The sequence below is a fragment of the Pseudomonas benzopyrenica genome (genome assembly GCF_036884265.1).
Lineage (GTDB): Bacteria > Pseudomonadota > Gammaproteobacteria > Pseudomonadales > Pseudomonadaceae > Chryseomonas > Chryseomonas benzopyrenica.
Map to the genome: position 1 here is coordinate 1,610,439 of NZ_CP145723.1, position 11,729 is coordinate 1,622,167.

An 11,729-nucleotide genomic window follows, 5' to 3' on the forward strand; every position below is an offset into this window, starting at 1 on the left:
CCGAAAGGGGTAGGGGGTCAGGGGGCGACGACGACGGACTCCAGGGTGGTGCTGCCGGTAAGGGCGGCGACCACGTTGCGGGCGCAGGTGAGGCTGAGGATGTCCAGCGCGCCCGGGGTGTAGCCGGCGATGTGCGGTGACACCACCACGGTGGGCAGCCCGTACAGCGGGTGCTGGTTGGCCGGCTCGTCCTCGAACACATCCAGGGCCGCGCCGCCCAGGTGGCCGCTGTGCAACGCCTGGTAGAGCGCCTCTTCATCGACGATGCCGCCGCGCGCGGCGTTGATCAGGTGGGCGCCCGGCTTCATCAGGCCCATTCGCCGTGCGTCCAGCAGGTGGCGAGTGGCGTCGGACAGGCCGATGTGCAGGGTGACGAAGTCGGCTTCGGCGAGGAGGTCGTCGAGGGCGCGAAACTCGATGCGTTCGCGGTCGGCGAAGGCCTGATCGGGATAGGGGTCATGGGCGATGACGCGCATGGCGAAGCCGCTGGCGCGCCGCGCGACTTCCTTGCCGATGCTGCCCAGGCCGACGATGCCCAGGGTCTTGCCGTGGACATCCGCGCCAAACAGCCGCGGCCACTCGCCGGCGCGGGTTTCACGGTCGGCGCGGGCGACCTGGCGGGCCGAGGCCAGCAGCAGGGCGAAGGTGTAGTCGGCCACCGCGTGGCGGTTGGAGTTGGGCACGTTGCAGACGGTCACGCCGCTGGCACGGGCCGCGTCCAGGTCGATGTTGTCGACCCCGACGCCGTGCTTGCACACCAGGCGCAGCTGCGGCAGGGCCGCGAAGGTGGCGGCGTCGAAGACATTGAAGGCGGTGATGGCCGCCTGGCACTCGGCGGCCGCGGCGATGAAACCCTCGGCATCGATGTCGGCGGGCAAGGTCACCACGTCGATGCCGTGGCGGGCCAGCAACTCCAGGGGTTCCCGGGAGTACTTGGCGAAGGAGGGCGAGGTGCAGACGACTTTCATGGTCAGGCTCCTCAGGCGGCCTGGCTGGCGCGATGCCGGCTGGCAAGTTCGGTGGCCTGGCGCAACGCCTCGATGAGGCTGCGCTCGTCGGCGATGCCCTTGCCGGCGATGTCGAAGGCGGTGCCGTGGTCCACCGAGGTGCGGATCACCGGCAGGCCGACGGTGACATTGACGCCCGCCTCCAGGCCCATGACCTTGACCGGCCCATGGCCCTGATCGTGGTACATGGCCACCACGCAGTCGAAATCGCCGCGACCGGCGCGGAAGAACAGGGTGTCCGCAGGCAGTGGGCCTTCCACGCGCCAGCCACGGGCGCGCAGTTCGTCGATGGCCGGCTGGATCTTGGTTTCTTCCTCCCCGTAGCCGAACAGGCCGTTCTCGCCGGCATGCGGGTTGATGCCGCAGACGGCGATCAGGGGGTCCTGGATGCCGGCCCGCTGCAGGGTGGCGTGGGCGCGTTCGATGGTGCGCTTGACCAGGCCCGGCTCGATGCGCGCGATGGCATCGATGATGCCGATGTGGGTGGTGACGTGGATGACCTTGAGGATCGGCGTCATCAGCATCATCGACACCTCCTCGGTGCCGGTGAGGTGCGCCAGCAGCTCGGTGTGCCCCGGGAAGATATGACCGCCGGCGTGCAGGGCTTCCTTGTTCAGCGGGGCGGTGCAGATGGCATCGAGTTCACCGGCGGAGGTGAGCTGCACGGTGCGTTCGATGTAGCGATAGGCGGCGTCGCCGGCCAGGGCGGACAGCCTGCCGTAGGGCAGGTCGGCGGGAATCAGCCCGAGGTCGATGCAATCCACCACGCCGGGCTGGAAGCGCGCCTGATCGGGACGTTCGATGGCGTTGATCTGCAGGCGACCGCCGACGATGCGATTGGCATCCTCCAGGCGGCCCGCGTCGCCGATGACCAGCGGGCGGCAGCTGTCGTAGACCGAGGCGTGGGCCAGGGACTTCATGATGATCTCGGGACCGACGCCGGTGGCGTCACCCATGGTAATGCCGATGACGGGACGTTCAGACATGGTGGGCTTCCTTCTGCAGGGAGGCCGTGGCGGCCTGTGCGGGTAGGCTGGCGCGCAGGTGGCGCCAGGCATCGAGGAGGGTGTCGGGTTGGCCGAAGCCGCCGGCCTTGGTCACTACCCGCAAGGCGCGACCGCGCCAGCGGGTGCTGGCCAGGGCCACGCCCGGGGCGAGGGCGCCGTGCAGGTCCAGCGCCGTGATCCCAGCCTGGGCGAGCAGGGCGCGAGCGGTCTCGCCACCGGTGGCCATGACGGCGGCGGCCTCCTGCAGGGCGGGCTGCAGCAGTTCGGCCAGGACCTGGCTCAGGGCTACGGCCTGGCGCGGGTCGCGAGCCTGCTGGTCAAGGCCCACCAGGACGTCTTCGCCACGGGCGAGCTGCCGAGCGAGGGCTGCGGCCAGCGCGGTACGCTCGGCGGTGCGTTGCGGCTCCAGCAGCCAGGCAGGGGCCAGCCGCTGCCAGTGTTGGCCGCTCCCCGCCACCAGACGCTCGGCCTGGGCCTGGGAGTGTCGTGACATGCTGCCTACCACCGTGAGGATCGGGCCGTCGCCATGAGGGCGGAGGGCGGTGTGGCCGGTCAGGCCCAGGGCAGCGGGCAGCGCCTCGGCCAGGCCTGCGGAGCCGACCCAGAACAGCTGCTGCGCCACGGGCGCGGAAGCCCGGGCCAGTGCCTCCAGGTCCGTTTGCCGCTCGGCGTCGCAGACCAGCGCGGGCAGACCACTGTCCAGCGCGCGGCGCAGGGCGGCGGCCAGCGCCACCGGCTGACGGAGGGTCGCGAGATCCAGCCGCGCACAGCTGATGCCATGATCGGTCAGTTGAGCGACCAGATCGGCACTGCCGGTCAGTCCCTCATTGCGCCAGACATCAGTCTGGTCGACCGGTACGCCGTCCAGGTACTGGATGCCACCCTGGGTCGTGCGGCCCAGTGCCGGGTAGGCGGGCGCGACCAGGGCCAGGCCGCGCGGGGTGAGGGCCGCCACCTCGGCGGCGACATTGCCACGCAGGGTGGAGTCGATCTTCTTGTAGAGCGCGGCGCCCGCCAACGCCGGGTGCCCGAGCAGCGCGGCGTGGCGTGCGGCCGCCGCACGCGCATCCAGTCGACGGCTGTCCAGATCCAGTGCCGTCACCGGCGCCTGGGCGTCCAGGGCCTCGGCGTCGAGCAGCACCCGGGTCGCCTGGGCCTTGGCAAAGCCCAGGGCGCAGTCGGCGGCGCCGCTGAGGTCGTCGGCCAGGATCAGCAGGCGGGTCATGGCAGCAGGCGCCGGTACAGCGCCTGGATGTCGTCCAGGCTCAGCGGTTTGGGATTGTTGACCATCAGCCGGGTGACCTTGGACGCCGCCACGGCCATCTCTGGCAGGTGCTCCTCGCGCACACCAAAGGCGGCCAGGTCCTGAGGAATCTCCAGGGTGGCGGTCCAGGCGGTGATCTGCTCGATCAGCTTGCCTGCGGCGGCTTCGTTGCTGTCTTCTTCACGGGCCAGGCCGCAGACCATGGCGGCACGCTTCAGGCGCGGCGCGCAACTGTCCAGGTTGAAGGCCATGACATGGGGCAGCAGCATGGCATTGGCCACGCCGTGGGTGACGTGGAACTTGCCGCCCAGGGGATAGGCCAGCGCATGGACAGCGGCCGTGCCGGCGGCGGTCAGGGCCACGCCGCCATAGGTGGAGCCGAGCAGCATGTCGCTGCGGGCGCGTACCGAATCCGGCTGCTGATAGGCCTCGACGATGCTGCCGGCGATCAGCCGCATGGATTCCAGGGCAAAGGTATCGCTGACCGGGTTGGCCTTGTTGGAGATGAAGGACTCCAGGGAGTGGGTGAAGGCGTCCATCCCGGTAGCCGCGGTGATGGCCTTGGGCAGGCTCAGGGTCAGCAGCGGATCGAGCAGCACCAGGGCGGGCAGCAGGTGGCGGCTGACCACGCCCACTTTCAGCTCTTCGTCGGGCAGGGTAACGATGGCATTGGGCGTCACTTCCGAGCCGGTGCCGGCGGTGGTCGGGACCAGCACGGTGGGCAGCCCGGCGCGGGCCACCTGGTCGATACCCAGCATGGACCTGAGCGACTGCTCGTTGGTGAGCATGACCGCGAACAGCTTGGCGGCATCCAGCACCGAGCCGCCGCCGATGGCGAGCAGGGCATCCGGTTGGTGCGGCGAGACCTGTTCGCGAAAGACCTGCTCGATGTTCTCAAGGGTCGGCTCGATCTCGACGTTGTCGATCACGGCCACGTCGATGTCGCGGGCGGCCAGTTGCGCCTTGACGCGCTCGGTCACGCCCAGGCCATGCATGGCGTTCTGGGTGACCAGCACCACGCGGCGCAGCGGGACATCGAGGAGGGCGAGCTTGTCGCCGAGCTGATCCAGGGCGCCGGCGCCGTGGACCAGGTGTTTGACGGTCTGGAAATGATAGAGGGACATGGGCGCTCCGGATCAGTCGCGATAGATGGCCAGCAGGCCTTCGAGCTTGTGCACCGTGGCTTCGTCCAGCGGCGCGACCGGGGCCCGGCAGGGGCCGACCGGGACGTTGAGCAGGTCGGCGGCCTTCTTCAGTACCGACGGCATGGTGCCCAGGGCGAAGGCATCGCGCAGCGGGCGCAGCTTTTCCTGGGCGGCGCGGGCGGTGGCGTGGTCGCCGACCTGGAAGGCGTTCCAGATGGCCATGACGACCTGGGGCACGGCATTGGCCGTGGCCGCCACCGCGCCATCGCCGCCGGCCAGCAGGTTCCAATAGATGAGGGAGTCGGTACCGGCGAAGACGGCGAAGTCATCGCTGCGGTACTTCATCATCTGCACCAGGGCGTCGAAGTTGCCCGCGCTGTCCTTGATCCCCTTGATCTGCGGATGCTGGCTCAGGGCGGCCACAGCGCCGATGCCGATCGACATGCCGGTCTTGGCCGGAATGTTGTAGAGCATGAGCGGCAGTGGGGAGGCGTCGCCAATGGCTTCGTAATGAGTGATCAGCTCTTTCTGGCTGACAGCATTAAAGTAGGGCGTGATCACCGACAGGGCATCGACGCCGCGATCCGCCATCTTTTTGTTCAGTTCAATCACTTCGTGCGTCGCGAAGGCACCGGTACCGGCTACGACCGGGACCCGGCCGCCCGCGGCGTCCACCGTGAGCTCGGCGATACGCAACTTTTCGGCTTCGGAGAGGGCGAAGAACTCGCCGTTGGTGCCCAGTACGAACAGGCCGTGGACGCCGGCGCCAATCAGGTTTTCGATCAAACCGCGCAAAGCGTTTTCATCGACACGTTGTTGGGCGTCAAAGGGGGTAACGAGGGCGGGAACGATGCCGCGGAATTTCATGGTCATGCCTACCTTGTGATTGTTCTGATCACAATAAAGCATGTTTTGATCTAATCGATCAATAGCGGCCCGATGGTTTTGCGTGGTCGATGGGCCTGTGCACCTTTGGAAAGCAACGGCCCTTCGTGAGGCCACTGTCGGCTCGGGTCGCTGGTAATAAAGAGGGATAAAGGCAACAGGAGCCTCGGCGCGTTAACCACGCGCCGCGAGGCAGGAATGTTAATGCTGCGGGCGAGGGGTAACGCTGTCGGGTCGGGACAGCTATCCCGCTGATCCTTCTGACAAAATTGTCATTCTGCAGTACCCGTTCCTGACCGAACGATCAGGATAAGTTGGCGGGGTCATCTCCTGGACCTCGAATCATGTCGCGCTTTCTTTCCTCTCTCTCCCTCACGCTGCTGGGCGCTGCCGCCCTCGGTCAGGCGCAGGCGGCGTTGCCGCAGCATCCCGATCTCGACCTCGCGGCTGCCCAGCGTCTGGCGCAGGCCGCGCCCTGCAGCGCCGCGCTCGCGGTGCTCGACCGCAGCGGTCAACTGATCCTCCTGCAACGCGATACCCGCGTCGGGCCGCACAACGCCGAGGCGGCGCGGCGCAAGGCCTTTACCGCACTGTCCACCCGTACCCCGTCGCAGGCGTTGGCCGAGCGCGCCCGGCAGAACCCGGATGCGGCCAATCTCGTCACCCTGCCCGAGTTGCTGCTGCTCGGCGGTGGCATCCCCCTCTACGAAGGCGACCAGCTGGTCGGCGCCCTGGGCATCGCCGGTGCCGGCGGTGGCGGGGCGGACGAGCGCTGTGCGCTGGCGGCCGCCGAACACCTCAATCTCACCTCCCATCCCTGAAGGAAATCTCCATGAAGACGTTCGTCCTGTTGTCTGGTCTGGCCCTGTCCGGCTTCGCGATTGCTGCACCCAACCCCCTGAGCGTCCATGTGCTCAACCTGGAAGACGGCAAGCCGTCGGCGGGGGTGCACGTGACCCTGGAGCGCCAGGTAGGGCAGGGCTGGCAGCCGCTGGCGGAGGAGGTCACTAACGAGCAGGGCCGGGTGCCGGCGCTGTTTCCCCAGGAAAAGACCTTCGAGAAGGGTGAATACCGGGTGGTCTTCAAGACCGGCGACTACTATCGCCAGCAGGGTCGCAGCGCCTTCTTCCCCGAAATCCCCGTGGTGTTCGACGTCACCCAGCCGGAGCAGCACTACCATATCCCCTTGTTGCTCAGCCCCTACGGCTTCAGCACCTACCGCGGTTCCTAGGGCGCCGGCGCGGCGTAAGTCCTCGCGCCTGTCCACCGCGCTCGTACAGGCACAGTGCGGCTGGCGGCAACCTCCAACCCTGTGACCCTGCCATGCCTGGTGAGGGCCATTCGCGAGCGGTCGAGGCCCTGTGCGAATGGCGCCTCTCCGCGCAGTATTCCTGATCATCGGTGCGGTGTCTCCGTTAAGGGGCAATCGGTCGTTCGCGAGCTCCCACGAGTGGCGCGATGTCGCTGGGGGCAGGGCGGATCTCCGGATCGTTCCAGGCCCTGGGCCGCCTCGGCTTCTGCTGGCTCACAGACAAGTCTTTCAATTGCTACGGGCACCACATTCGGTACGGGCACCTTAAGTGAGTCCTAAGCGGCAAAACGTAGCGTTGGTGGCGTCATTCACCAGGGTGCCCGGTTACTTTTTTATCGGTACCGTTGAATATGTATGACTAATAACCTTCGTCATTGCCGTACAGGGAGCTGGTGGTATGCCACTCGAGCAGCTTTCAAACTGCCTGTCCAAGGTCCTTGATGCCGCGCGTCCAGGTGGCTCGCCGCTGTGAGCCAGGACTTCGCGCCCTTGCGCAACAGTCAACGTGGCCCGGTGCTCCTACTGGCTTCCGGACCTTCGGCTGCCGAACTCAACCTGGACGCCTGGCAGGATGTGCCGATCATCACCATGAACGGTGCCATCGCCAAGCTGAGCGGGAGCGGCATCCGTCCGCTCTTCTACGTCTGCAGCGACCTGAGCTTTGCCGAGCAGCAACCTGAGCTCTATGCGCGCGGGATCGAGCAGGCGCAACGGCTGGCATTGTGGCCTGCGGCAATCGAACGGCTCCCGGAAAGCCGGCAGGCCAAGGCTCACGCGTTGCGACGAGCGCCCAGTACCCGGTTGGAACACTACCTCGGGCTGGAGCGTGACCAGGCCGAACGCACGCTCACCTTGCTCAGTCGCCGAGCGCGCGACATCGGCTTCAGCCGAGACATGGACTACGGCATCTTCGATGTCCGGACCGTTGCCTTCATCGCCCTGCAACTGGCCTATCACCTGGGCTTTAGCAAGATCTATCTGGCCGGTGTCGACCTCAATGCCCGGGCCCCACGCTTCTACGAAGGCAGCACAGGCGCGAGATCGCCCTGTGGTCTGGACGAGCACCTGTACAGCCGTATCCTGCCCGGGCTCAAGGTCATGCAGGACGTCATGACCGCAGAGGGCCGTCAGGTCTTCAACCTGTCGCGCTGCAGCTGCATTCCTGCGCAACTCATCCCACGCGCCGATCTGGCCTCCGTCGAGGCGACCTGGCTGGGTCAGCGGACCCGTCAAGCCGGCTGAGAGTGCGCGTTCAGTATTCCTGTGGCGTACCGAGAAGTCTGGACGTAAGGACGGGAAGACCTTCCTCGCGCGCTCGATCAGCGCCAACCCTGGGTAAGCCCCCAGACCACTGCATAGCGCGTGGTCTTGGCCAGGGTCACCACCAGTAAAAAGCGCCACAGGGGTTCGCGCATCACGCCGGCGACCAGGGTCAGCGGATCACCGATCACGGGCGTCCAGCTGAGCAGCAGCGACCACCAGCCCCAGCGCTGATAGGCCGCCTGAATGCGGGCAAGCCGTTTCGGCGATACCGGAAACCAGCGGCGTTGGCGAAAGCGTTCGAGATGGGTGCCGAGCCACCAGTTCAGCGTCGAGCCGGCGACATTGCCCAGCGTCGCGGCCAGCAGCAGGAGCGCCGTGGCATAGCGCTCTGTAAGCAGCAGCCCGGCGAGGGCCGCTTCCGACTGTAGGGGTAGCAGGGTGGTCGCGCCAAAGGCGAGGGCGGCCAGGCCCAGGTAGACGCTCAGGGCTTCCAGGATGAAGCTCCGGCAGGGAGCGTCATGAAGAGTCTGTCTCGGGGCGAGAGGAAGCTGCCGAGCATAGCGCGAGTGACGGGGCTACGCCTTCTCGCGACCCTGAGTCCCGGTGCTCACTCCAGCCGGGCGAGCCAGTCCGCGACCGAGTCGCCACTGCTCATATCCGGTTGCACCAGGCCATCGATCATGAAGGTCGGCGAGACATGGATGCCGTTCTGCCGGGCGTACTTGCAGTGCCACTTGATGGCGTGCTGCAGGTCCGGATTGGCGAAGGCGTCGGCCAGGGCTAGGCCACTGTAGCCTTCCAGGCGCGCGATGATGTCGTTGGGCGTGGCGTCGCGGTTGGGGCCGGTGGCGTGATCCTTGAACTCGAATTCCTCGCGATGGGCCGCCACCGCGGCCAGCACCGCCTTGGCGCTTTCCTTGCCGCCGTCGAGGGTGGCGGCGGCCAGCACACACCGCACCACCACGCCGGAGAACAGGTGCCAGGGCTGGGATTGCAGGCGGATCTTCAGGGTGATCCGCTCGGGGCCGGCCTGGGCCAGCAGGTCGTCGAACTTGTTGAAGGCCTTGACTGAAAAGGGGCAGGTGGGCTCGAGAAAGACTTCAAAGGTGCGGGGGCCATGGCCCCAGGTGAGGGTGTCGGCGTACATCGTGTAACTCCAACGGAAGTGAGCGAGGCGGTGCGAATAAGACCATGCGCTGCCCCTGGCGTTTTCGACTGTTCAGGACGGCGCGAGACGGCTCAGGGAATGAGTCGACGCCGACGCATATCCTCCAGGTGCGCGAGCAAGACCTCGTCGGACCTCAGGATCATCCGCCCGAAGCCGGCCTGCCGCGCCTTGGTCACGTCGAAGATGGCGTCTTTCTCGACATGGAAGATGAAGTCGCCGAAAGCGCCGGGTGCGATCCGTTCGGGATCGGCCTCGGCCAGTCCTTCGCGCTCTGCCAGCGCCTGCCAGACCGGTTTCAGTGCGGTCAGGCGCTGGGCCAGGGAGATGGGTTGCGGCTCGCCCACCTCCAGCCCGAACCAGTTGGCCAGCTGCGGCCAGACGTGACTCCAGCGGAAGACGTCGCCATTGGTGAGGTTGTAGGCGCCATCGCGTTCTTCTTCCGCTGCCCAGACCGCGGCCTCGCCCAATAGCGGCGCGGCGGTGACGTTGACCAGGGCACCGCGATAGGCCTGCTCCGTTCCGGGAAACTGCATGGCCGTGCCGGTCTCGCGACAGAGCGCGCCATAGAGGCCGATGAGGTTGCCCAGATTCATGGCTGATCCCAGGGAATGGCCGATGACGATGTCGGGCCTCAGCGCCGTCCAGCGAATGCCATCACCTTCGAGACTGCGGACGAAGTCTTCGTGGCGGAAGTAGAGATTGGGCGGGAAGTGACGACTGTCGTCTTCGCGGGCCGGCGTCTTGTAGACCCCCAGGTGAGCGCCGTAGATCTTGCCGCCCTGGACGAAGGTGATGCGGGCCAGGGGTGCTCCGGCGCTACGCACCGCGCCCACCAGGTTCTCCAGCATGGCGGCGTTTTCGTCCGCCTCCACGCCTGGATCGGGGTTCGGCTTGAGGGCGCTGTAGAAGAGATGGGTCACGCCGGCCAGATCGGCCTTGGCCGCTGCCAGGCTGTCCTGGTCCAGCAGGTCGGCGGTCAGATGGGGAAAGCGGCTTGGGCCCTGTCTCGAGCGGCCAACGGTGGTAATGGACCAGCCGGCCTTGGCAAAGGCCTCCAGCACGGCCTGGCCGATGATGCCGCTGGCACCGGCGATGAGCAGCTGTCGTTCGGTCATGGGGTCTCCGATAGGGTGTGGTGAGGCGATGAAGGGGAGACCCTTGTGCCGGGCGATTTGTCCCCGCGTCGGGCTGGACGGTAGGCGGACGAACGCTGGTGTCCTGCTCGTACAGGCAGGGGTACTGTGGCAGCACTGCCTGCTGCCGCGGAGGACCTCGCCTTGGCCAACCCGTCCCGTACGCCTGCCGCCTTTCACGCCTTGCTCAGCGAACTCGTGGTCGCCCTTGGTATGCCTGCCGCCCAGGCGACAAACCTGCAGGTCCTGGGCGACGACAGCCTGGCCTCCTGCTTCCCGGTCAGCGATCTCGCCACGGCGGTGATCGGGGTCGCCGGCCTGGCCACCGCCGATCTGCTGGCCGAAGGGGCACCCGGATTGCCGGTACAGGTGGACCGACATCTCGCCGCGGCCTGGTTCAAGACATCCCTGCGTCCCCTGGGCTGGGAGTTGCCCGCCGTCTGGGATCCCATCACGGGTGATTACCGCACCCGTGACGGCTGGCTACGGTTGCATGCCAATGCGCCCCACCACCGCGAGCGTGCCCTTGCCGTCCTGGGCTGTGCCAACCGCCATGACGCCGTGGTACAGGCCATGGCCGGCTGGTCGGGCGAAGCCTTGGAGACGGCCATCGTCGACGCCGGAGGTTGCGCGGCGAGGCTGCGCAGCCAGGTGGAGTGGCAGGCACATCCCCAGGGGCAAGCGGTGCGCGCCGAACCCCTGATCGCCCAGGAATGGACCGCCATTGCCACGGCGGGCGACTGGCGACCGGATCCACAACGTCCCTTGCAGGACATCCGCGTCCTCGACCTGACCCGCATCCTCGCCGGGCCGATCGCTACCCGCCTGCTGGCCGGCCTGGGCGCCGAGGTGCTGCGGATCGATCCGCCCGCCTGGGACGAACCGGCCCAGGCGCCCGAGGTCACCCTGGGCAAGCGCTGCGCGCGGCTCGATCTCAGACGGCCCGCCGACCGCCAGAGGTTTGCGACGCTGCTGGCCGAGGCGGACATCCTGGTGCATGGTTATCGCGCCGATGCGCTGGAGCAGCTGGGTTATGGAGACGTACAGCGACGCGCGCTCAATCCCAGCCTGATCGATGTGTCCCTCTGTGCCTACGGCTGGAGTGGTCCCTGGGCACTACGACGGGGCTACGACAGCCTGGTGCAGATGTCCTGCGGCATCGCAGCGGCTGGCAGTGCCTGGCAAGGGGTGGAGACGCCGGTACCCTTGCCGGTGCAGGCGCTCGACCATGCCACTGGCTATCTCATGGCTGCCGCTGCCCTGCGCGGGCTGGCACGGCGTCAACGGGAAGGGCTGGCAGTGACGGCGCGGCTGTCCCTCGCCCGTACCGCCGTGCTGCTGACCGAGCGACCAGGTGCGAGCGGTGGACCGATGTATCGAGGACCCGAGGCGCGGGACTACGGTGACGCTCAGGAACCCACCGCCTGGGGGCCTGCGTTGCGCTTGCGGGCGCCGCTCCGAATAGGTGAGGTCGAGCTGCAGTGGCGTCGCCCCGCGACGCGACTCGGCTCCGCCACGGCGGACTGGGGGCGCTAGCGGCAGCAG

At 67.4% G+C, this 11,729-nt stretch carries 12 protein-coding genes; 4 read left to right on the forward strand and 8 right to left on the reverse strand.

Annotated features, from left to right (window positions below; translation table 11 throughout):
• Positions 1–17: 17 nt before the first annotated feature.
• From V6W80_RS07415 to dapA, 5 genes are read right to left on the reverse strand one after another with little or no spacing between them, the layout of a single operon-like run.
• On the reverse strand, positions 18–968 hold the full coding sequence (locus tag V6W80_RS07415) for a phosphoglycerate dehydrogenase (RefSeq protein ID WP_338546424.1): 951 nt from the start codon (positions 966–968) through the stop codon (positions 18–20).
• Positions 969–979: 11 nt separating this feature from the next.
• Complete coding sequence (gene pdxA, locus V6W80_RS07420; RefSeq protein WP_158895158.1) at positions 980–1,993, reverse strand: 4-hydroxythreonine-4-phosphate dehydrogenase PdxA; 1,014 nt, start codon at positions 1,991–1,993, stop codon at positions 980–982.
• Complete coding sequence (locus V6W80_RS07425) at positions 1,986–3,239, reverse strand: four-carbon acid sugar kinase family protein (protein ID WP_338546427.1); 1,254 nt, start codon at positions 3,237–3,239, stop codon at positions 1,986–1,988. Before V6W80_RS07425 ends, pdxA begins: the two co-directional genes overlap by 8 nt.
• A complete protein-coding gene (locus tag V6W80_RS07430; RefSeq protein ID WP_338546428.1) occupies positions 3,236–4,402 on the reverse strand; it encodes an iron-containing alcohol dehydrogenase in 1,167 nt (388 codons plus the stop codon). Before V6W80_RS07430 ends, V6W80_RS07425 begins: the two co-directional genes overlap by 4 nt.
• A 12-nt stretch (positions 4,403–4,414) precedes the next feature.
• The gene (gene dapA / locus V6W80_RS07435) at positions 4,415–5,332 is read right to left on the reverse strand and encodes a 4-hydroxy-tetrahydrodipicolinate synthase (RefSeq protein WP_338546429.1); all 918 of its coding nucleotides are present in this window, start codon (positions 5,330–5,332) and stop codon (positions 4,415–4,417) included.
• Between the two features lie 320 nt (positions 5,333–5,652).
• Here dapA and V6W80_RS07440 point away from each other — a divergent pair, with 320 nt between their 5' ends.
• The 3 genes from V6W80_RS07440 to V6W80_RS07450 all read left to right on the forward strand — a co-directional run bounded on the left by V6W80_RS07440 (position 5,653) and on the right by V6W80_RS07450 (position 7,862).
• Complete coding sequence (locus V6W80_RS07440; protein WP_068385447.1) at positions 5,653–6,129, forward strand: GlcG/HbpS family heme-binding protein; 477 nt, start codon at positions 5,653–5,655, stop codon at positions 6,127–6,129.
• Positions 6,130–6,140: 11 nt separating this feature from the next.
• A complete protein-coding gene (uraH, locus tag V6W80_RS07445; protein WP_231356451.1) occupies positions 6,141–6,539 on the forward strand; it encodes a hydroxyisourate hydrolase in 399 nt (132 codons plus the stop codon).
• Between the two features lie 549 nt (positions 6,540–7,088).
• Entirely contained in the window at positions 7,089–7,862 is a 774-nt protein-coding gene (locus tag V6W80_RS07450; RefSeq protein WP_160922942.1) for a lipopolysaccharide biosynthesis protein, read from the forward strand.
• Positions 7,863–7,939: 77 nt separating this feature from the next.
• Here V6W80_RS07450 and V6W80_RS07455 read toward each other — a convergent pair whose 3' ends face one another.
• The 3 genes from V6W80_RS07455 to V6W80_RS07465 form a co-directional block, all read right to left on the reverse strand.
• Entirely contained in the window at positions 7,940–8,377 is a 438-nt protein-coding gene (locus V6W80_RS07455; protein ID WP_338547378.1) for a YqaA family protein, read from the reverse strand.
• Between the two features lie 113 nt (positions 8,378–8,490).
• Positions 8,491–9,030, reverse strand: a complete 540-nt coding sequence (locus tag V6W80_RS07460) for a DsbA family protein (protein WP_338546432.1) — start codon at positions 9,028–9,030, stop codon at positions 8,491–8,493.
• Positions 9,031–9,122: 92 nt separating this feature from the next.
• A complete protein-coding gene (locus V6W80_RS07465) occupies positions 9,123–10,166 on the reverse strand; it encodes an SDR family oxidoreductase (RefSeq protein WP_338546434.1) in 1,044 nt (347 codons plus the stop codon).
• Between the two features lie 162 nt (positions 10,167–10,328).
• Here V6W80_RS07465 and V6W80_RS07470 point away from each other — a divergent pair, with 162 nt between their 5' ends.
• Positions 10,329–11,720 (forward strand): CoA transferase, encoded by a 1,392-nt coding sequence (locus V6W80_RS07470; RefSeq protein ID WP_338546436.1) that lies wholly within the window; start codon positions 10,329–10,331, stop codon positions 11,718–11,720.
• Positions 11,721–11,729: the final 9 nt, after the last annotated feature.